Genomic DNA, 19832 nt, shown 5'->3' on the forward strand with positions numbered 1-19832 from the left:
AAGCCATTGAAAGCGAACGGAGAAGATCATGGCGCACGAGAAAACCGCTGAACTCGCCCAGCAGCTCAAGGCTTTGCATGAGGCACCGGAGATCCTGCGGGTCGTCAACGTCTGGGATGCCATCAGCGCCAAGACGGTAGCTGCCCTGTCGGAGACGAAAGCGATTGCCACAGCAGGTCATTCCATCGCCGCCACCTATGGTTATGAGGACGGCGGGATGCCTCTGGACACTGCGCTAGCAGGGGTCAAGGTCATCGCGGACGCCGTCGATCTGCCGGTTACCGCGGACCTTGATGACGGTTATGAGGATCCGGCTGAGACCATTCGCCGGGCAATTGCGCTGGGTGTTGTTGGGGCTAATGTCGAAGATCGGCTCCGGCCTTTCGGCGAAGCCGTAGCCCGCGTCAAAGCGATCACTTCGGCCGCTGAGGCCGAGGGCGTGGCTTTCCAGCTCAACGCTCGTACCGATGCCATCGCCAAGGCGGGTGACCGGCCTATTCAGGAGAGCATCGAAGACGCCATCGCTCGGGGCCGGGCCTTCCTGGATGCCGGTGCCGCCCTCGTCTTCGTCCCCGGCGCGCTTAGCCGTGAGGTCGTCGAGCCTCTCGTCGAAGGACTCGGACGAGGCAAGTTGTCCGTGATCGGCGCACCGGGAGCGCTCTCGGCCGGTGAGATGCAGGAGCTCGGGGTGGCTCGTATCTCCTATGGCCCCTTCACCCAGCGGGTGGCCCTGCACGCGCTCCAGGAGCTTGCTGTTGATCTCTACGGAACCGGAGTCGTGCCGAGCGATACTCCGGCTCTGAACTAGTGTTTTCAGGTTCTCGCGTTCAGCACTGAACCCGGGGGACCGGAACCGCCGCAGCCGGGTGCCGCTCATCTGAGCGGCACCCGGCTTTTCTTCGCTGGAATCCGTGGGCAGGCTCGCAGTCGACTAGCCATCTGACCGCTTATGGGTAAACTCGCGGTATGCACAAAGGAGATCGAGCCGCGGATTTCGAGCTGTCGGATCAGCACGGTGAACCCGTGAAACTCACTGCCCTTCTGGCGCAGGGCCCCGTAGTGCTTTTCTTCTACCCGTTGGCGATGAGCGGCGGATGCACCCAGGAAGTGTGCCACTTTCGCGATCTGGGCGAGCAATTCGACCAGTTGGGCGCACAGCCGGTAGGTATCAGCCGGGACAGCGTAGAGCGTCAGGCCGAGTTCGCGCAGCGGAACGCGGTTGCGTACCCCTTGCTGTCGGACCCCCAGGAAGAGGTCATCGAAGCTTATGGCGTCAAGCGCCGCCTGCTCGCCAAACTGCTTCCGGTCAAGCGCTCCACTTTTGTGATCGCGCAGGATGGCAAGATCCTGGAGGTCATCTCGAGTGAGACGGATATGCGCGTTCACGCCGAGCGAGCCCTGAAAGTGCTGCAACAGAACCAAGGCTGAAGTCGGGCACCCGCTCTGCGGGCAGTTCGGATTCTTGCATCGGAACGGGTAGAATGAACTGTTAGCCCGCTGATGCTGGCCTGTCCGGAGTTTACCGGCGGCCCAAGAACGGGCATTTTCCGTGTTTTATGAGGACTGGCAAAATCCAGGCCTAGAAGAGAAAAGGCACCAACCGTGAAAAGCGATATTCACCCGAAGTATGAGGCCGTGGTCTTCAACGACCTGGCTTCCGGCAAGAAATTCCTCACTCGTTCCACTGTAACGAGCGAGAAGACCATCGAATGGGAAGACGGCAACACCTACCCGGTGATCGACGTCGAAATCTCCTCCGAGAGCCACCCCTTCTACACGGGCAAGCAGCGCATCATGGACAGCGCCGGCCGTGTGGAGCGCTTCAACGCTCGCTTCAAGGGCTTCGGCAAGAAGTAGACTTCAAGCAACACCGAACGCCCCGCCGGTCACTGAGATCTCAGTCACCAGCGGGGCATTTGTCGTTTAAGTTCCGGTTAAGGTCCGCGGCTCTGATGCATGATGGATATATGACAGGTTCGCAGCGTCAAGGTCAGTACAAAGTCCCCGGAGGGAAGCTCGTCGTGGCCGATCTTCGGGTCGATGGAGACGCCCTCAGCGATATCTCCATCAACGGGGATTTCTTCCTCGAACCGGATGCTGCTCTCGCGGATATCAATACCGCGCTGATCGGCCTTCCCGCGAGCACCTCGGCTGCGGAACTCGCGTCCGCGATCAGGGCCGGGCTGCGCCCCGAGGCCACGCTCTTCGGTTTCTCCCCGGAGGCGGTCGCCATCGCGGTGCGCCGGGCACTAGGAAAAGCCACGACCTGGGAAGATCACGAATTCGATGTCATTGAGCCCGTATCGTTGAGCGCTTTGCAACATGCTGCCCTGGATGAGGTGATCACCCGGCAAGTGGGTGCGGGGGAGCGCCGCCCCACCTTGCGATTCTGGGAATGGCAGGCTCCGTCCGTGGTGATCGGCAGTTTCCAATCGCTTCGTAACGAAGTGGACGCCGAGGCCGCGGAGCGCTTCGGTGTGACCACGGTGCGTAGGATGAGCGGCGGCGGAGCCATGTTCATGGAGCCGGGCAACGCCATCACCTATTCGCTTTCGGTGCCACAGACCCTGGTGAACGGCATGAGCTTTGCCGAATCCTATCCCTTCCTCGACGCCTGGGTGATGGAGAGCCTGGAGCGCCTCGGCATCAAGGCGAATTACGTGCCCCTTAACGACATCGCCAGCGAACAGGGCAAGATCGGCGGTGCTGCGCAGAAGCGCTTGAGCAACGGCGGGCTGCTGCACCACGTCACGATGTCCTACGACATGGACGCCGATAAGCTGACCCAGGTACTGCGCATCGGCCGGAAGAAGCTGTCGGATAAGGGCATCGTCTCGGCGAAGAAGCGCGTGGACCCCTTGCGCAGCCAGACTGGCCAGAGCCGGGAAGACATCATGAGCACCATGATCTCGACCTTCGAGTCCCGATATGTCACGCATCGGGCGGAGCTCAGCGCGGAGGATATCGCGGTGGCCGACGGTCTCATCGACACCAAATTCGGGACCGCGGAATGGACAGCGCGGGTGCCGTAATTCCCTGAAAGTCAGGGAAAGGGATCCTGGGTGTTGCCTCAAATCCCTTGTGGGTCGAGGTTGATCGGCCTATTATTCCTTGTATGGGAAGCCGTGATTTTCCGCGAAGGTCATTTTTATCCGTGGGCCTGGTCTCAGCCGGTTCGGTGGCTCTGCTGGGCACGGCGCAGAGCGCTTTCGCCGAAGCCTCGCTTCCGTCCCCGCCCGCTGACCCGGTCGGCGTGGACACTCGGATGACCTCCGAGGGCACCTGGGTCTCGGATGCCAGTGCCGGCCTGGGCTGTCCGCTAGGGAAAGGCTAAGTCATGGTTCCCGTGAAATGGTTCCCCTCGCCGAATTACACCGGCGGGAGGCAAGGCAGCCGGGTGGAGTTCATCGTCATCCATTACATCGTGGGCACTCTGGCCGCAGCCGATGCCACTTTCACGAAGGCCAGCAGCCAGGTGAGCGCGCATTACGGCATCGGCGAAGGCGAGCTGCATCAGTATGTGAGCGAGCTGAACACCGCGTGGCATGCGGGTAATTTCAATATCAATACCCGCAGCATCGGCATCGAGCATTCGGCGGATCCGAATCGGGCTCCTGACGAATTCACCTACAACACGTCGATTGAGCTCTGTGCTCAGACCTGCCGGAAGTACGGGCTGAATCCGCGTACCGCGATCATCCCGCATAAGCAGATTGTCGCCACCCAGTGCCCGGGCACCGTCAATATCCAGCGGATCATCGACGGCACTGCCCGGGCGCTGGGAGTCTGAACAAGCGGCCTAGGAGGGCGAAGCCTGCCACATCCTCAGGATGAAGCCGCCCGCGACGGCGGTGACGGCCAGAAGCACTGCCCAGCCGAACAGCCGCCAAGCCCAGCGGGCTGGCAGGTCATCGCCATCAGCCATGCGGATACCCCGTTCTGAAGTACTGGCCTGTTTACTCGGCTGATTCTGCTCCGTCACCAGCCGCGCGGTCAATAGCGGTGATCAGCCTTCGGCGCTCTTTGCTGATCCACTGGCCGTCCGTGTAGTTTTTTATGAAGGTCTCCGCGAAGTCCACCGGATCTTCGCCGATGAGGGAGCGGATCGGGGTCTGCTCTGCTGCGGCCTCTTCGAAGAGATCGGCGAGGTCTCCCAGCATGGTGACCAGGACGTCGCCCTGTGAAATAGCGCCGAAGTACATGAAGTATCTTCCCAATGCTTCGGCGGCCGTGCGGTAGTTCTCCGGCAGGGCCGCGATTCGGGCTTTGTTCTCCCGCCAGCGCCGTTTATCGGCGAGATCCCCGGTGATTTTTTCGATGAGCATGTTATTTCCCTTCGTTGCGGAGTTGAGCGAGACGGTCGGTCAGGGAATCCCAGGTCGACCAGAATTCGGAGAGGTACGCTGCGCCCTTGTCGTTGAGGGCGTACACCTTGCGCGGCGGCCCTTTTTCCGAGGGCACTTTGTTGACATTGACCAGACCGCGCTGCTCGATCCGGATGAGCAGGGCATAGATCGTGCCTTCGGCGATATCGGCGAATCCCTGTTTCCGCAGGCGGGCGGTGATCTCATACCCGTAAGCGGGGCGCCGGGTCAGAAAAGCTAGAACAACGCCCTCCAGAACGCCTTTGAGCATCTCTGTCGTCTGTTTGCCCATAGAAACCTCCTGGCTACTCAGTATTACTGAGTACTGCTATATAGAAACACTGAATAGCCAGGTTGCAACTGCTCCGTAAGCCGGGGGAGGGCGGCTCAGCCGGTCGCGTCGATAACTGCCAGCTGGGCCCTTAGATCGCGTAGCGCCTGGTCCTGACCTTCAAGAATGATCCGGCGCAGGCCGCCTGGAGCCTGGGGGTGTTGCGCGAGCCAGGAGGTGGCGCGCTGCGGAAGTCGGTGATCCTCGGCGGCGAGTCCTGCCCTGGCATCTTCACCGGGGAAGAGCTCTTTGATGATGCGGCTCGCGATTTCGATGCTGTGCTGCTCCCAGATGGTCTCCAGCAGGTCGAAGTACTGGTCGTCGTATTCTTCCCTGAGCCGTGATGGCCCGGCGCGGAAGCCGCTCAGCCGGGCGCTGATCTCATCATTGGACAGCCGGTTAGTCGAGCTGTCTTCGGTCAACACCGAGCCCAGTACGCTGCGCCAGGCTTCCGCTTTGGCCTCGGCCAGAGGGCGGGCCTCCAGCGCCAGCTGCAGGCCAGTAGCCGCGACGGAGCCGCGATCATGGGAAAGCTGCTGCTCCAGCTCGGAGCGGCCCATGTTTCCTAGGGCTGCCAGGCTGCCGAGAATCCGCCAGCGCAGATCGGTGTCCACCACCAGACCTTCCGGCCCTTCAGCAGCCAGTAACTGGTGCAGCTTCGGTACGAGCGCATCGCGACCGGCCTCGGCTCCGGGGAGTCCCGAAGCAGCCAGGCCTCGGGCCCAGGCCAGTTGTGCATCGCTGCCGGGCTCGGCTGCTTCCAGCTGCTCGATCAGCGTGCTGATGAACTGTTTGCGGAGCGCCTCGCGGCCCTGCTGCGGCGCATAGTGCTCCAGCGCGGAGAGTGCGTTCTCCAGCAGCCCGGAGAGCACCGAGACATCGGTTTCCCCGGCTGCATGCCGGCTGACGGCTGCCATGTAGTCCGCAGCGGGGAGAATTCCGTCCCGGCAGAGATTCCACAGTGCCGACCAGCACAGGGCACGGGCGAGCGGATCCTGCAGAGCGGATAACCCAGGGGGCTCATTCCCGAGCAGCGCGCCCAGCGAGCCCGCATCAAGGCGGATCTTCGCATAGCTGAGATCATCGTCGTTGAGCAGCAGCACGGCAGGGCGGCGAGCGCCGGCCAGCTCGGGAACCTCAGTCCATTCACCGTCCACCTCAACGGGTATCGAGGCGGTGCGGACCAGCCCGCCCTGCCCGTCGTCGTCATAGCAGCCGAGGTTCAGCCGGTGCGGGCGGAAAGCCTTCTCACCGGTGACCGGATCGAGTGCTTCCTGACGCACTCGGACCCGTTGCATGCTATTGCCGTCTGCCTGGATCTCCAGGCTCAGCGTGGAGATCCCGGAATTGCGCAGCCAGCGCCGAGCCCAATCGGACATATCCCGCCCCGATGCCTCGCTCAGCACCGTCAAGAAGTCATCCAGCGTGGTGTTCCCGAAAGCATGCTGTCTGAAGTACGTCCGGGCCGCACTGAAGAACGCCTCCGAGCCCACATACGCCACTAATTGCTTGAGGACTGAAGCCCCCTTGGCGTAGGTGATGCCGTCGAAGTTCTGCTTAGCGGCTTCCAGATCCACGATATCGGCGACGATCGGGTGCGTCGTGGGCAGCTGGTCCTGCGAATACGCCCAGGCTTTGCGACGATTGGCGAAGGCGACCCAGGAGGCCTCTGCCCAGTCCGTCGCATCGGCGACGGCACGGGTGCCCATGTAGTCGGCAAAAGATTCCTTGAGCCACAGGTCATCCCACCAGCGCATCGTGACCAGATCGCCGAACCACATATGCGCCATCTCATGCAGCAGAGTATTGGCCCGCTGCTGGTACTGGGCGTCCGTTCCCCGGGAGGTGAAGACATAGTCGTCGGTGAAGGTCACCAGGCCCGGATTCTCCATAGCGCCCAGGTTGTACTCGGGGACGAAAGCCTGATCGTACTTGCCGAAGGGGTAGGGGTACTGGAAGGCGCCGTGGAAGTAGTCCAACCCTTTGCGCGTCAGTTCGAAGATCGCCTCGGCGTCGAACTTCTCTGCGGCGGAGGATCGGCAATAAGCAGCCAAGGCGATGCCCTCGGGGTGCGTGGGGCCAGACCAGGAGCTTTCGAACTTCGCGTACTGCCCGGCGATGACGCAGGTGATGTAACTGGAGATCGGCTCCGTCTGCGCGAAATGCCAGTGGTTCAAAGAGGCCTCGCCGGGGGTCTCTGAGCGGCTTTCCTCGGCTCCGTTGGAGGCCACCTGCCACTCCTGCGGGGCGATCACATCGAAACGGTAAGTCGCTTTGAGGTCCGGCTGCTCGAAGTTGGCGAATACCCTCCGGGCGTCCGCGGGCTCGTACTGTGTGTAGAGGTAGATCTTGCCGTCTTCCGGATCGACGAAGCGGTGCAGGCCCTCACCGGAGCGAGAATAAGCAGCGGTGGCCTCGATGATGACCTGGTTGCGCTCATGCAGCCCCGACAGCTGGATTCGAGCGCCGTCATAGGCGATGGCTCCGCTATCCAGCTCAACGCCGTTCAGCGTCACGCACTCGACGGAATGGCCGATGAAGTCCACGAAGGTATCGGAGCCGCCAGCCGCCTCCAAATCGATCACGGTGCGGCTGCTGAACCCGGCATCAGGGGAATCCACGGCGGTGCGCAGGTCCAGGCTCACGGTATAGCCGCGAACGGTGATCAGCCGGGCGCGCTCAGCCGCTTCGGCACGGCTGAGATTGCGGGCGCGGGAGGACGGTGAAACAGGAGCGGAGGAATCAGACACCCGTTCATCTCATCACAAGCAGGGCCGGGCTACCAAGGGCTCGGCTGGTAATCCTTCAGGAAGCAGCCGTAGAGATCTGTGCCGGCCTCGCCCATCACGATCGGATCGTAGACCCGGGCGGCGCCGTCCACCAGATCCAGTGGGGCGTGGAAGCCCTCCTCCGCGAGCCGGACCTTGGTGTAATGCGGGCGTTCATCGGTGATCCATCCGGTATCCACCGCGGTCATCAGGAGCTGATCGGTCTCGAACATCTCCCCGGCGCTCGTCCGAGTCAGCATATTCAGCCCCGCCTTGGCCATATTGGTATGCGGATGCCCCGGCCCCTTGTACTTTCGGGAGAACTGGCCCTCCATCGCCGAGACATTCACGATGTACTTCCGCCGCGCGGTGGAGCGCCTCAGCGCCGGGCGCAACTGCGAGACCAGCAGAAAAGGTGCCGTCACATTGCACAGCTGCACTTCGAGCATTTCCAGCGGATCCACCTGCTCGACCACCTGCGTCCAGGAATTGATATGGTCCAGATCCGGGACCAGCCCGCCGGCATCGATAGCGGTTCCTGCCGCGACCCGCTCGGGGCTCGCAGAGCCGGCGGCCAGCGCCAGTGCGGTGAGCTCCTCCGCCGTGATCGCATTCTGGGCCAGCACCGGGTGGCTGCTCGCGCTCTCCGCGAGCGCCAGCGGGTGCCGGTCATGAGCATGCCCGAAGCTGCGGATCCGCGGCCAGGCAGGGTTCGCCTCAGCGCCTGGCAGAGCGTGCTTTAGAGGCTGCTGTTCCGCGTCGATCAAGGACTGGTAAGCGCCGGGGGAGCGGCGGACGGTCTGCGCGGCATTGTTGATGATGATGTCGAGCGGCCCCTCGGCGTTGAGAGTCTCGGTCAGCGAAAGCACCTGAGCCGGGTCGCGCAGATCGATCCCGACGATCTCCAGCCGGTCCAGCCAGTCCGCTGCATCCTCCATCGCGGCGAATCGCCGAGCCGCATCCTGGGGGAACCGGGTGGTGATCACGGTATGCGCGCCATCGCGCAGCAGGCGCAGAGCGATGTACATGCCGATCTTGGCGCGGCCTCCCGTGAGCAGGGCACGCTTGCCGCGCAGATCGGTGCGGGCATCGCGTTTGCCGTGACTGAACGCTGCGCAGTCCGGGCAGAGCTGGTGGTAGAAGTGATCGACCTGTGTGTACTGCTCCTTACAGATGTAACAGGCCTGCGGCTTGATGAGCACACCGGCGATCTGGCCCGTTGCGGAGGAACGCAGCTTATTGCCGCGGGTCTCATCGTCGATCCGGTTCGGTGCCGCGGTCGCGGTGCGTTCCAGAACCGCCTGATCAGCGGCGTTGACGGCGTCCCGTTTGGTGGTCCGCCGGTGCCGCTTGACGGCCTTGAACATCTTGCCGGTCGCTCTGCGGACCTCGACGAACCGGGGATCCTGCTCATCGAGAAGATGAACCGTCGATAAGACTTCGACGGCGATGCGGATCCGTTCGGCGTTGAGCTGTTCGGGGTCAGCAGATGATTCTGAAGTGCTCACCGATTGATGGTACCGGTAAGCGCGGCGAGGGCTTTAATGGTGGAAGGTGCAGCGGGAGGCATCAGACGCCGGAGTGTGCCGGGTCTGTCGGTCCTCCGACTGGGATTCCAGGAACGCCACCTGCGAGCGCAGATCAGCGAGGAAGTCCAGGGCCATATCTTTGCTGAAGCCGCTGCGCACCACGATCCGCTGCACGGTGATCTGCTCCAGATCAGCGGGCAGCGGATAGGAAGGCACCTGCCAGCCGAACATCCGCAGCCGGTCGGAGAGGTCGTAGAGCGTCCAGCTCGCCTGATGATCTTCTTTGAGCCGCCAGGCGAAGACCGGGATATCAGATCCGTCGTTCCAGAGCTCGAAGGGTTCCATCGCGCCGATCTCCGCGGCCAGCTGCTGAGCGATCTGGCGCGAGGTCTGCTGCACTTCGGTGAACCCTTCACGGCCCAGTCGGAGGAACTGGTAGTACTGCAGGAGCACCTGCGCCCCGGCCGGGAGAAGTTCAGTGCGAACGTGGGCATATCCCCGCCCAGATAGCTGACCCGGAAGATCAGATCTTCTGGGAGGAATTCCTCAGCCCGCCAGAGCGCCCAGCCGACCCCCGGGTACACCAGCCCGTATTTATGCCCGGAGGTGTTGATCGAGACCACTCGTGGCACCCGGAAGTCCCAGGCCAGATCCGGCTGCAGGAACGGTGCGACCATACCTCCCTAGGCTGCATCGACGTGGATCTCCACGTTCAGGCCGGTTTTTCTTCGATCCGATCCAGGGCCTCGGAGATTTGCTGCACTGGTTCGTACATGCCGGTGTAGGTAACTCCCATGATGGCTACCACGCCGATGGTGTTCTCATCGATGTAGTCTTCCAGTTGGTAGCCATCCAGGACTTTATGCTCGGCGCTGATCGGGACATACCGCACCTCGACGTCCCAGTAATTGCAGAATTTCTCCCAGCACACCTGAACCGCGGAGCTGAGCACCAGATTCGGCCGCTCAGCGGATTTTCCCTCTGCCCGGCGACGCTGTTGCCAGCGCCGTTTGAGCGCCAGACCGCCCAGCATGCAGGCCTCGGAGGAGCCCACGGTCGAGGTCCCGATGCTCTTCGCGGGGTCCGGGGCGTGCCAGAGATCGGCGAGGATCCGCCAGCAGCGCTCTTCGACTTCGGCGGTATGCGGGTACTCGTCCTTGTCGATCATGTTCTTCGCGGCGTTCTCCGTCGCGAGGCGGTCCGCATAGGGGTCCATCCAGGTGCCCACGAAAGTCGCCAGGTTCTGCCGGGCATTGCCGTCAAGCATCGCGGTATCGTGGACGATCTGATAGGCGGTTTCCGGCAGCGATGATTCTCCGCGCAGGTGATATCGCGGGAATTCGCTCCGCTCTCCAGGTCGGGTGAATAAGGGGCTCAGTTCAATGCTGGCATCCTGACTGAAATCACCGTCGGTTGATTGTCCTGGCGCCATTCCCTGAGCCCCTTCTCGGTGGTTGAGCGGCTTGTTCAGCGGCTGTTCCTCTTCGCTTCTTGTTTCTGCCGCATGAGTACGATCTTCTCATCAACCGGGGCATCGCCACTGGCTCGCAGGCGCCGGTAGTAGTCAGCGGCTTCGTCCTGCCGTTCCTGTTCCGCGCCGGAGGAGATCGGGGCCCTGAGGTGGTCCTGGGTGTAGCCGAACGCTTCGACGAGGTCCAGGGCGTGCGGGCGGAGCCGGCTCAGCAGCCGGTTGATGTATTCGCCCACGGTCCGCGCCCGCTGCATGGACAGCCTGCCGTTCATCAGGTACCAGGCCAGATGCTTCTCGATCAGGCCCAGGCCGAAGAGATCGCGCAGCCAGGTCATGATCTCCCGCGTCTTGGCATCCTCGATGCGCTCCAGGCCACGGGTGAAGGCTTCCCACTGCAGCAGCTCAGCGTGCGCCCGGGCGGCTTCCACGAGCTCATTCTGGTGCTGATTGAAGATCTTCGCGCCTTCGCTGCGGGGCAGCTTCGCGGCATCCTTGAGGGCGCCTCCCACCTCGCCCACCATGCTCTGCACTCGGTCGGTGAGCAGCGCCCGCTGGGTCTCGGTCTCCTTGAGTGCCTGCGCGGAGCGCTGCACGAAGCCGGTATCGGCGACGAACTGGGCCACCTGACGCAAACCGCTCTTATTGAGCGCCAGATCAGTGGCCTGGCCCGCCGCATAACGGGCCAGCACGCCGACGTCAAGGTTGCGGAACTCCTTGGCGTAGTCGGTCAGCAGCCGCTTGGCCACCAGCTGCAGCAGGATCGTGTTATCACCTTCGAAGGTGGCGTAGATATCCAGATCGGCGCGGAGCGAGGTGAACCGGTTCTCGATGAGGAACCCGGCCCCTCCGCAAGCTTCCCGGCATTCCTGCAGGGTGTCCAACGCATGCCAGGTGGACAGCGACTTCAGCGCTGCTGCGAGGGTCTCCAGATCCTCCCGGTCCTCATCGGTGTCATGTTCGCCGGAGAACACCCCGTCGAATTTCTCCAGCAGCTCCTCGTGCGCGAAGCTTGCCGCATACGTCGTCGCCAGCAGCGGCAGCAGCCGGCGCTGGTGCCGCTGGTAATCCAGTAGCACTTCCTCTTCGATATCGGAGGTCGCGTTGAACTGCCGGCGCTGTGCCGCGTAGGGGATGGCGATCTGCAAGGCCAGTTTCGAGGCGGCTACGGCTGCGCCGTCCAGGGAGACACGGCCCTGCACCAGGGTGCCGATCATGGTGAAGAAGCGCCGCCCCGGGCTGGAGATGGGGGAGGTGTAGTTGCCCTCAGCGTCGACGTCACCGTAGCGGTTGAGCAGATTAGTGCGGGGGATCCGAACCTGGTTGAAGTGCAACCGGCCGTTATCGATGCCGTTCAGCCCGCCCTTGATGCCATCGTCTTCACCGCCGATGCCCTCCAGGAACTCTTTGGTGAGCGGATCGCGCAGTGGGACGTAGAAGGCGTGGACGCCGTGATTGACACCGTGCGTGATGAGCTGTGCGAAGACCACGGCGGCTAGGCCGTCCACCGCAGCATTGCCGATGTAATCCTTCCAGGCGGCCCGGAAGGGGGTGTGGATCACGAACTCGTCGGTATCCAGGTCATAGGTGGCGGTGGTGCCGATGGATGCGACATCGGAGCCGTGGCCGGTTTCGGTCATTGCGAAGCACCCGGGAATCTCCAGGCTCATGATCCCAGGAAGCCATTTGTCCTGGTGCTCCTGGCTGCCCAGATGCATCACCGCGGCGCCGAAGAGCCCCCACTGCACTCCGGCCTTGATCTGCACGGAGGGATCGGCGGTGACGAGTTCCGCGAAGCCGGCCACATTGGCGCCGTGGTCCTCCTGTCCGCCGAGCCGCTTGGGGAAGGCGCGGTGCACGGCCTTCAGGTCCACCATCATCTTCAGCGTGTGGAAAGTCCGTTCCCGCTGTTCATGATGAGTGAGCCCTTCTACTTTATGGGCGTCAGGGTGTGCCGCTGCGACCCGGGCCATTCTGCGGGCCTCGGCCCAACGCCCCAAGAGAAGCTCGCTGAGCGCCGCGATATGGATATGTTCTGGATCCCGCTCGGGCCGGTTCTTCTCGGTTTCCTTGGCCGCTTCCACAGCGGCCTCGAGCTGGTCTAGGAGCTCGGTGTTAGCGGTTTCGGTCATCATCGTCCTTCGTTCTGGAGAGGTGGAGAGGTGGAAGAGTCGGGAGTGCCTTCGAGCTGTTGCGGAGCGACCGGTGGGTCCACTCCCTCATAGAGCCAGTGGGTGATGTGCTCGGCCATCGCATCGGCATCAGGGCGCTGCCGCGAGTCGCTGGAGAGCCAGAGCTCTCCGGCGGTGCGGACCAGGCCGATCGCAGCGGCCGGCCAGTAGTGCGCCAGAACGCTTTGAGCGCTGCTGAGCGGATCGTCCACAGATTCCAAGGGGACTGTCACCATGGCGACGATCGCGTCGAAGAAGCTACCTAGGGCCCCGGAGGTGCCGCCGAGCCCGGGCATCACCGGCCGGCGAGGTTCAGTCTCCGGAGGGCTGGTGTCCGGGGTTCGCACGGAGGCCGGTCCGGTTTGGTTGGGGTTCTGCGTGACGAAAGCATAGACATGAGGGGAGGTCTGCGCCATATGCAGATAGGCGGACACCATGTTCTTTAGCCCCTGCCGGGAGCTGGTTGCGCTTTGCGCGGCGGTCAGTACGGTTTCCTGCATCTGGCCGATGACCACTTCGCCCACTGCTTGCTGAAGTCCGGCTTTATCGCCGAAGTAGCGGTAGAAGACAGATTTCGAAGTGCCCGCAGCAGTGGCGATCTCCTCCATGGAGGCATCGGGGCCAAGGCGGTGTACCGCCTTACGCGCGGTCCGGATCAACACGTCGCGCCGCTGCTGACGATGAGCCGCCCAGCGGGCCGAGCGGCCGTCGACGGGCTCGGCTGAGTATTCAGCGCGAGCCGGTGCGGCTTCCCGCAACGGCTCTGCACTGGAAGCGGAACCGCGGGGGCGCTGATGCTTGGTGAGATCGGCACCGATGCTATTCACGATACTCAGCGTATCAGGTACGCTAAGTATCAGTAATCCCTTGATCGACGAAGGAGTAGCGCATGGCCGCGACAGGTAGCCGTACCCCCGATAAGAACTCAGCTAAGAGTTCAGGCCAGTCGGGTTCGGAATCGAACTCGGACTCGACCTCGAAATCGGCCCAGTCCTCGAAATCGGTTCAGTCCATTCAGCGCAGCGGCCAGCGCCGAGCCTCGAGCGGCAATGCGAAAGCAAAAACTGCCCAAGACACTCAGCAGAGCACCGAATCGCTCGCAGACCAGCACCGCACGGCTCGCTCGGCTGTCGTCATAGGCGGTAATCGGATTCCCTTCGCCCGTAGCGGCGGGGCGTACACCTACGCTTCGAATCAGGAGATGCTCACTGCAGCCCTGGACGGCCTGGTGGCCCGTTTCGGACTTCAGGGCATACGGATCGGCGAGGTCGCCGCGGGCGCGGTGCTCAAGCACTCCAGGGATTTCAATCTGACCAGGGAGGCCGTGCTGGGCTCGGCTCTGGCCCCGCAGACCCCGGCATACGATCTGCAGCAGGCCTGCGCCACCGGCCTGGAAGCGGTGCTCGGGCTCGCGAATAAAATCAAACTTGGCCAGATCGACTCCGCTATCGCCGGCGGAGTGGACTCCGCCTCCGATGCGCCCATCGCGGTCAGTGAGCGGCTGCGCACCATCCTGCTGGACCTCAATCGCGCCAAGACGATGCCGGATCGGCTGAAGATCCTTACGAAAATCCGGCTCAGCGACCTTGCCCCGAATGTGCCCAGTACGGGGGAGCCCAGAACCGGGCTTTCCATGGGAGAGCATCAGGCGATCACCACGGCGGAATGGAAGATCAGTCGCGAAGCTCAGGACGAACTGGCACTGGCCAGCCATAAGAACCTCGCTGCCGCTTATGAGCGCGGATTCTTCGACGATCTGATGACCTCCTACCGAGGGCTGGTCAAGGATTCCAACCTGCGGCCTGAGAGTTCCATCGAAAAGCTCGGCAAGCTCTCTCCGGTGTTCGGCAAGAAGCTCAGCGCACCGGCCACGATGACGGCGGGCAACTCCACCCCGTTGACCGACGGTGCTTCGGCCGTGCTGCTTGGCAGTGAACAATGGGCGCAGGAGCGCGACCTGCCGATGCTAGCCCGGGTTATTGACGGCGAGGGCGCAGCAGTGGATTTCGTGCACGGCCAGGAGGGGTTGCTGATGGCCCCGGTCTACGCGGTGCCCCGGATGCTGGCCCGAAACGGCCTGAATCTGGAGGACTTCGACTTCTACGAGATCCACGAGGCTTTCGCCGGCACTGTACTGAGTGCTCTGGCAGCCTGGGAAGACGAGGACTTCGGCCGGACCAGGCTCGGCCTGGAAGGCGCCCTGGGCAGCATTGACCGGCACAAGCTCAATGTGAACGGCTCCTCCCTCGCCGCAGGCCATCCCTTCGCCGCTACCGGGGGGCGGATCGTGGCCTCGTTGGCGAAGACGCTGCACGAAAAAGGCATGGTGGACGGCAGGCCTGCTCGCGGGCTGGTCTCGGTCTGCGCCGCAGGTGGCCTCGGTGTCGTCGCGATCCTCGAAGCCTATGTTCCGGAGGCAGCCAAATGAGCGGGCCGACCCAGCGGCAGGTCAAGCCGAAAGCCGATAAGTACACGCAGTTCGTCTCCCGCGGTTTCGGAAAAGACCTCGCCAAGAAACTGGGCTTGCCGCAACCGGCTGTACTTCGCCGCTATGACCCCCAAATCCCTCTGCCCACTGGGCCGGTGCTGCTCCTCGGCTCCGGTGCGGGGGCGGAGGCTCTTGTGGAAGCGCTTCTGGAATGGGATCTTGATATCCGCCGCCAGGCCACCCCGCGGCAGAAGCTCGGCGCGATCATCCTGGTGCTCGATGACCTTGCTGCCCCGGGTGAGTTCTCTGAACCCCTGCGGGCTGTCGGATCCTCTCTCAGGGACTTGGCACCGCACGGCCGTCTGGTCTCGATCTCCCGTCCGGTGGCCGAGGGGGTGGCGCCTGAGGTCGCGGCAGCTCGACACGGGGTCGATGGCATCGTCCGCTCCGTTGCCAAAGAACTGCGTGCCGGTGCAACCGCCAATGGAATTCTGCTCGCGGACGGAGTGCAGACCACTGCCCCCAGCGCCTTGGGCGCGCTGCGATTCTTCCTCTCCCGCCGGTCGGCCTTTGTTGATGGGCAGTTCCTCACGGTTTCCTCGGATCGGGGAGAGGCTCCTGCTGAGTGGAACCTGCCTCTGGCCGGCCGGGTGGCAGTCGTCACCGGGGCTGCCCGGGGCATCGGCGCGGCCATTGCGAAAACTCTTGCCCGGGACGGAGCACGGGTGATCGTTGTGGATGTACTGGCTGCAGGGGAGCAGCTCACCGCTGTGGCCAACGCGGTTCACGGCACGGCTCTGCAATTGGATATCACTGCGGAGGACGCCGGGGAGCGGCTTCTGGATTACGCGGCTCAGCGTTACGGGCAGTTGGATATTGTGGTGCATAACGCAGGTATCACCCGGGATAAATTACTGGCGAACATGGATGCCGCCCGCTGGGATTCAGTGATCACGGTCAATATCGCGGCTCAGTTGCGGATCAATCAGGCGCTTCTGGCGGCTGCGGCGGAAGGGAAGCTCTTCGATCAGTCGCCGCATCTCGTCTCGGTGGCCTCCACGAGCGGCATCGCCGGGAATCGCGGGCAGTCCAACTACGCGGCATCGAAAGCCGGTGTGATCGGCATGGTCCGGGCCAGTGCGCCTCTGCTCGCCGAATACGGAGGTACCGTGAACGCGGTGGCACCAGGGTTCATCGAGACCGAGATGACCGCTAAGATCCCGTTTGCCACACGGGAGGTGGCTCGCCGGATCAACGCCCTGCAGCAGGGTGGCCGGCCAGAAGACGTCGCTGAGGCGATCGCTTTCCTGGCCAGCCCGGTCGCCGATGGAATCAACGGCGATATCCTGCGTATCTGCGGGCAGAACCTGGTAGGACAGTGAGCGATCAGGAGCCGAGAGTCCGAGAGCCGAGGAGGCAAGATTTACGGTGAGCACCGCTAAAGATGTTGTCGAATTCATCGAGACCCCAGCACTGCCCAAGCTCTACACCCGAGCGATCGGCGGCCGGGCACTGGCCCGCCTGGGGCTGCGCGGGGCTGCCGCGAAGGAATTCCCGCAGACCGAGTTCCGCCTGCCCCGTATGCGTGCGGAACCGGGCCGGCTGGCTGCCTATCAGCGGCTGATGCGCGGCGCAGGCCGGGATGAGATTCCAGCTGGATTCCTGCACATTATGAGCTTCCCGTTGTCAGTGGCACTGATGTCCTCTGAAGACTTCCCCGTGTCTTTGCTGGGGTTAGTGCATCTGCGCAATGATGTGGAGCAGTACCGCCGGGTGCTGCCGGAGGAAGAACTGAATTTCTCGGTGAACTGCCGGAACCCGGGGCGTCATCGCGCCGGAACCCAGTTCCAGATCCAGGCCGAAGCCCATTCCGGTGCAACGGATGAGCTACTGTGGCGCGGTGCCTCCACGTATCTGTCCAGGGGAGTCTTCCTGGATTATCCCGAGGTGGAGGATGAGCGGCGCGAGTTCTCCGCCCCGGATGCCAATGAGCGCTGGGAGCTGTCGGCAGATATCGGCCGCCGTTACGGGGCGGTATCCGGTGACATCAATCCGATTCACACCAGCACCCTGGGGGCCAAGGCGCTCGGCATGAAGACGACGATCGCTCACGGCATGTACTTGGCTGGCCGGGCACTTGCCGCGGCGCAGCCGGCGGCGGCGGAGGCTTTTCGCTGGAGCGCCGAGTTCGCCACCCCGACGTTCATCCCCGGTTCGGTGGCTCTGCGATTCCAGGAGCGGTTCGATGCCTCAGGGGCTTGGGCCGGTACCGAGTATTTGGGCTGGAATCCGCGCAACGGCAAGAAGAATTTCTCCGGAGAAGTTTCGCCGCTCTGACTCAATGTGCTGACTCGATACAGAGGCGACGCACAGCTAAGCGGTGCTAGGCTGGGCAGATGCAGACTGCCGAGGCTCTTGCTCGGTGCCGCTGAGGATCAATGCGCGCTAGGGGATTCGACGACGGTCTGGCTGTATAAGCTCTGCCGTGCTGCGGTAGCTGCCCGCCCCGGGCGCCGGGAGATCATCATCGACCGGGACAACTTCCCCACGGACCGTTATATCGTCCAGGGCATCGCAGCAGAATGCGGGCTGGAGTTGCGCTGGATCGAACCCGACTCTGAGGCTGGCGTCACCGCGGATGGATTGGCCGAGGCGCTGAGCGAGCAGACCGCGATGGTGCTGCTCAGCCATGTCGCGTACCGCTCCGGGTATGTGGCGCAGATGGCGGAGCTGACCGAGTTGACGCACCAGTACGGTGCGCTCATTCTCTGGGATCTGTGCCACTCGGTGGGCGTGCTTCCCGTGGAGCTGGATGCCTGCCAGGTGGATCTGGCGGTCGGCTGTACGTATAAGTACCTCAACGGCGGGCCGGGTGCTCCTGCTTTCGGCTATGTGCGGGCGGAGCTGCAAGATTCGCTGCAGCAGCCGATTCAGGGCTGGCTCGGCAATGTGGAGCCCTTCCGGATGGGGCCTGAGTATCGTCCGGCTGCGGGTATACGCGGTTTCACCTCCGGAACGCCGACTATTCTGGGCATGTTGGCGATGCAGGACATGATTGAGCTGATCAAACGCGCTGGCATAGACGCGGTGCGGGCGGGGTCCATCGACCTCACCGAGTACGCGATAGCGAGGTCCGAAGAGCTGCTCGGCGGTGCCGGCGTGCGGTTGGCTTCGCCCCGGGACCCGGCGCGGCGCGGCGGCCATATCACTCTGGACCATCCTCGGTTCCGGGACGTCTACCGGCGGCTGTGGGACCAGGGGATCATCCCGGATTTCCGTGAGCCTGAGGGGATCCGCCTGGGCCTTTCCCCGCTGTCCACGAGTTTCACCGAAGTGGATGAGGGGATCACCGCGATTCAGCGGGAACTCGCGAAGTTTTGAATTTTCGTCATAAACAGATATGTGACTTTTAGCAACTTCTCATTCAGGGAATATATGGTAATTTCTGAGCCTATTCTCAGAAATGGGTCAGCCAGCAGCGTAGCTGATTTCTTTAGAACGGGTCACTGTGACAATGCTTCGCCACCGCATTTCGCCATATTTCAGTCACTAACTATTCTTCATGGTAAGGAAAGGAACTGTAGTGATTTATGGGCTAGATACTAGATGGAAAAGCTAGTATGGTCAGGGTCTTTTAACGGAACCTTCTTATTGCGCTCTTTGGGTTCGTGGCTGTTTTAGCTGCGGCTTCGCATTCAATGATCAGCCCGCCTCGGCATTATCTTCGCCTTGTCGTGCTGCCGTTCGGTTTGCTGGCTTTTGGGTATCTACATCTAGCTTCGCAACCTCGGATTGCGGTACTAGCAATCTTGTTTGCCTGGCGATTATTAGCGTATTCAGCGATGGCTTCATTCCACAGGTCGCGATAAGCGTCGGTGCTGCGGTGGTTGTGGTGAGCTGGGAAAAATTTTCGGCCTGCTCCCCCGGTGTGGCCATGGGGGGGGGCATCACTAGTTTTGTATTGATTCCAGTGAGCTACCTGATTCCCTGAAACCCTATGTTGCTCATTGGAGCGCTGAATTTATTTGTCTGGACGTGCATGAATTATGATCTGTTTTCTTGCAGCGTAGGCTGGGCTGCCATCGTAGCGCTAATCATCACTGCAGCTATGTAAGCCTAGATAGCCCTACGTTCCCAGTATCCAATGTAGTACTTGGACTGGTTCGTTTACCCGGCAGTGGCAGGGGTAGTTGTTTATGTAACGGTGCTGATAGCGGGATACTTCATGCCCAGATGAACAATTCGATGAGAATGCTAGAAGCGCAGATAACCAGATTGAGATCACAAAGAAGTTGTGAATTCAGGCATGTAGCTTTGCTTCACTCCGCCGTAGGCCAGGGTTGGTTCGCCTTGAATTAGAAGGCGTTCAAGCCCTAAGCGTTTCTGATAGATGCGGCCCAACTTTTCATTCCGAGCCAGGACCACTATCCGGGAGCCGTCAGGAATCGATGCCGCATAAGTACTCAAGGCGAACGAGATCACATCTCGACTAGACGTCCCTGGCGGAGGGTCTGCCCCGGGTTTGGTTGACATCTGATCTGTGAGGATTCGTCCTCGCTGGAAGGATGTATCTCTTGCCCAAGCCCTATCCGAAAGAGTTCCGTGACGATGTCGTGGCTGTGGCCCGTAAAGCCCGGGCCCCGTTATCGCAGATTGCGAGAGACTTCGGGATTTCCGAAGCCTCGTTGTTCAACTGGCTGAAAAAAGCAAACATCGAAGACGGGCGCGTGCCGGGCCTGACCGAGGACGAGCGTAAGCAGCTCCGCGAGGCGA

At 62.3% G+C, this 19832-nt stretch carries 19 protein-coding genes and 1 pseudogene; 11 read left to right on the forward strand and 9 right to left on the reverse strand.

Features of this window, described 5'->3' with window-relative positions; translation table 11 throughout:
• Positions 1-28: 28 nt before the first annotated feature.
• The 6 genes from C501_RS0102495 to C501_RS12225 all read left to right on the forward strand — a co-directional run bounded on the left by C501_RS0102495 (position 29) and on the right by C501_RS12225 (position 3790).
• On the forward strand, positions 29-808 hold the full coding sequence (locus C501_RS0102495; protein WP_018134053.1) for an isocitrate lyase/PEP mutase family protein: 780 nt from the start codon (positions 29-31) through the stop codon (positions 806-808).
• Positions 809-966: 158 nt separating this feature from the next.
• The gene (locus C501_RS0102500) at positions 967-1428 is read left to right on the forward strand and encodes a peroxiredoxin (RefSeq protein WP_018134054.1); all 462 of its coding nucleotides are present in this window, start codon (positions 967-969) and stop codon (positions 1426-1428) included.
• 174 nt (positions 1429-1602) lie between these two features.
• Positions 1603-1857, forward strand: a complete 255-nt coding sequence (locus C501_RS0102505; RefSeq protein WP_018134055.1) for a type B 50S ribosomal protein L31 — start codon at positions 1603-1605, stop codon at positions 1855-1857.
• A gap of 110 nt (positions 1858-1967) precedes the next feature.
• On the forward strand, positions 1968-3032 hold the full coding sequence (gene lplAB, locus C501_RS0102510; RefSeq protein WP_018134056.1) for a lipoate-protein ligase LplAB: 1065 nt from the start codon (positions 1968-1970) through the stop codon (positions 3030-3032).
• Positions 3033-3115: 83 nt separating this feature from the next.
• Complete coding sequence (locus tag C501_RS0102515; RefSeq protein WP_156807589.1) at positions 3116-3334, forward strand: hypothetical protein; 219 nt, start codon at positions 3116-3118, stop codon at positions 3332-3334.
• 3 nt (positions 3335-3337) lie between these two features.
• Entirely contained in the window at positions 3338-3790 is a 453-nt protein-coding gene (locus C501_RS12225; protein WP_018134058.1) for an N-acetylmuramoyl-L-alanine amidase, read from the forward strand.
• A gap of 9 nt (positions 3791-3799) precedes the next feature.
• Here C501_RS12225 and C501_RS14800 read toward each other — a convergent pair whose 3' ends face one another.
• The 8 genes and pseudogenes from C501_RS14800 to C501_RS0102560 form a co-directional block, all read right to left on the reverse strand.
• Positions 3800-3925: a hypothetical protein gene (locus C501_RS14800; RefSeq protein ID WP_018134059.1), complete on the reverse strand. Its 126-nt coding sequence runs from the start codon at positions 3923-3925 to the stop codon at positions 3800-3802.
• Between the two features lie 31 nt (positions 3926-3956).
• Complete coding sequence (locus C501_RS0102530; protein WP_018134060.1) at positions 3957-4325, reverse strand: DUF1048 domain-containing protein; 369 nt, start codon at positions 4323-4325, stop codon at positions 3957-3959.
• A gap of 1 nt (position 4326) precedes the next feature.
• Positions 4327-4656 (reverse strand): PadR family transcriptional regulator, encoded by a 330-nt coding sequence (locus C501_RS0102535; RefSeq protein ID WP_018134061.1) that lies wholly within the window; start codon positions 4654-4656, stop codon positions 4327-4329.
• Positions 4657-4751: 95 nt separating this feature from the next.
• The gene (gene pepN, locus C501_RS0102540) at positions 4752-7445 is read right to left on the reverse strand and encodes an aminopeptidase N (protein WP_018134062.1); all 2694 of its coding nucleotides are present in this window, start codon (positions 7443-7445) and stop codon (positions 4752-4754) included.
• Positions 7446-7474: 29 nt separating this feature from the next.
• Positions 7475-8920 (reverse strand): SDR family NAD(P)-dependent oxidoreductase, encoded by a 1446-nt coding sequence (locus C501_RS0102545; protein ID WP_425393272.1) that lies wholly within the window; start codon positions 8918-8920, stop codon positions 7475-7477.
• Positions 8921-9004: 84 nt separating this feature from the next.
• Positions 9005-10424, reverse strand: a pseudogene (gene gad, locus C501_RS12230) (glutamate decarboxylase).
• A gap of 35 nt (positions 10425-10459) precedes the next feature.
• Positions 10460-12592, reverse strand: a complete 2133-nt coding sequence (locus tag C501_RS0102555; protein WP_018134064.1) for an acyl-CoA dehydrogenase family protein — start codon at positions 12590-12592, stop codon at positions 10460-10462.
• Positions 12592-13458 carry a TetR/AcrR family transcriptional regulator gene (locus C501_RS0102560; protein WP_018134065.1) on the reverse strand — a complete coding sequence of 289 codons (867 nt, stop codon included), beginning with the start codon at positions 13456-13458 and terminating at the stop codon, positions 12592-12594. The genes C501_RS0102555 and C501_RS0102560 overlap by 1 nt, the downstream gene beginning before the upstream one ends.
• A gap of 62 nt (positions 13459-13520) precedes the next feature.
• Here C501_RS0102560 and C501_RS0102565 point away from each other — a divergent pair, with 62 nt between their 5' ends.
• The 4 genes from C501_RS0102565 to C501_RS12235 all read left to right on the forward strand — a co-directional run bounded on the left by C501_RS0102565 (position 13521) and on the right by C501_RS12235 (position 18440).
• Complete coding sequence (locus C501_RS0102565; protein ID WP_018134066.1) at positions 13521-15059, forward strand: acetyl-CoA C-acetyltransferase; 1539 nt, start codon at positions 13521-13523, stop codon at positions 15057-15059.
• A complete protein-coding gene (locus C501_RS0102570) occupies positions 15056-16441 on the forward strand; it encodes a 3-oxoacyl-ACP reductase (protein ID WP_018134067.1) in 1386 nt (461 codons plus the stop codon). The genes C501_RS0102565 and C501_RS0102570 overlap by 4 nt, the downstream gene beginning before the upstream one ends.
• 46 nt (positions 16442-16487) lie before the next feature.
• Positions 16488-17396 carry a MaoC/PaaZ C-terminal domain-containing protein gene (locus tag C501_RS0102575; protein WP_018134068.1) on the forward strand — a complete coding sequence of 303 codons (909 nt, stop codon included), beginning with the start codon at positions 16488-16490 and terminating at the stop codon, positions 17394-17396.
• A 78-nt stretch (positions 17397-17474) separates the two neighbouring features.
• Complete coding sequence (locus tag C501_RS12235) at positions 17475-18440, forward strand: aminotransferase class V-fold PLP-dependent enzyme (RefSeq protein ID WP_018134069.1); 966 nt, start codon at positions 17475-17477, stop codon at positions 18438-18440.
• 900 nt (positions 18441-19340) lie between these two features.
• Here C501_RS12235 and C501_RS14385 read toward each other — a convergent pair.
• Complete coding sequence (locus C501_RS14385) at positions 19341-19541, reverse strand: hypothetical protein (protein WP_169332109.1); 201 nt, start codon at positions 19539-19541, stop codon at positions 19341-19343.
• A 92-nt stretch (positions 19542-19633) separates the two neighbouring features.
• On the opposite strand from C501_RS14385, the gene C501_RS0102585 reads away from it, so the two are divergent.
• Positions 19634-19832 (forward strand): transposase (locus tag C501_RS0102585; RefSeq protein ID WP_026174481.1); only part of this gene is annotated, 199 nt, incomplete at its 3' end.

This window comes from Acaricomes phytoseiuli DSM 14247, from assembly GCF_000376245.1.
Taxonomy (GTDB): Bacteria; Actinomycetota; Actinomycetes; order Actinomycetales; family Micrococcaceae; genus Renibacterium; species Renibacterium phytoseiuli.

What these genes read in the sequence shown, in the direction of transcription:
- C501_RS0102495 (WP_018134053.1), top strand. Translation starts at nt 29, where the DNA reads ATGGCGCACGAGAAAACCGCTGAACTCGCCCAGCAGCTCAAGGCTTTG.
- C501_RS0102500 (WP_018134054.1), top strand. Translation starts at nt 967, where the DNA reads ATGCACAAAGGAGATCGAGCCGCGGATTTCGAGCTGTCGGATCAGCAC.
- lplAB (WP_018134056.1), top strand. Translation starts at nt 1,968, where the DNA reads ATGACAGGTTCGCAGCGTCAAGGTCAGTACAAAGTCCCCGGAGGGAAG.
- C501_RS0102515 (WP_156807589.1), top strand. Translation starts at nt 3,116, where the DNA reads ATGGGAAGCCGTGATTTTCCGCGAAGGTCATTTTTATCCGTGGGCCTG.
- C501_RS12225 (WP_018134058.1), top strand. Translation starts at nt 3,338, where the DNA reads ATGGTTCCCGTGAAATGGTTCCCCTCGCCGAATTACACCGGCGGGAGG.
- C501_RS14800 (WP_018134059.1), bottom strand. Translation starts at nt 3,925, where the DNA reads ATGGCTGATGGCGATGACCTGCCAGCCCGCTGGGCTTGGCGGCTGTTC.
- C501_RS0102530 (WP_018134060.1), bottom strand. Translation starts at nt 4,325, where the DNA reads ATGCTCATCGAAAAAATCACCGGGGATCTCGCCGATAAACGGCGCTGG.
- C501_RS0102535 (WP_018134061.1), bottom strand. Translation starts at nt 4,656, where the DNA reads ATGGGCAAACAGACGACAGAGATGCTCAAAGGCGTTCTGGAGGGCGTT.
- C501_RS0102555 (WP_018134064.1), bottom strand. Translation starts at nt 12,592, where the DNA reads ATGACCGAAACCGCTAACACCGAGCTCCTAGACCAGCTCGAGGCCGCT.
- C501_RS0102565 (WP_018134066.1), top strand. Translation starts at nt 13,521, where the DNA reads ATGGCCGCGACAGGTAGCCGTACCCCCGATAAGAACTCAGCTAAGAGT.
- C501_RS0102570 (WP_018134067.1), top strand. Translation starts at nt 15,056, where the DNA reads ATGAGCGGGCCGACCCAGCGGCAGGTCAAGCCGAAAGCCGATAAGTAC.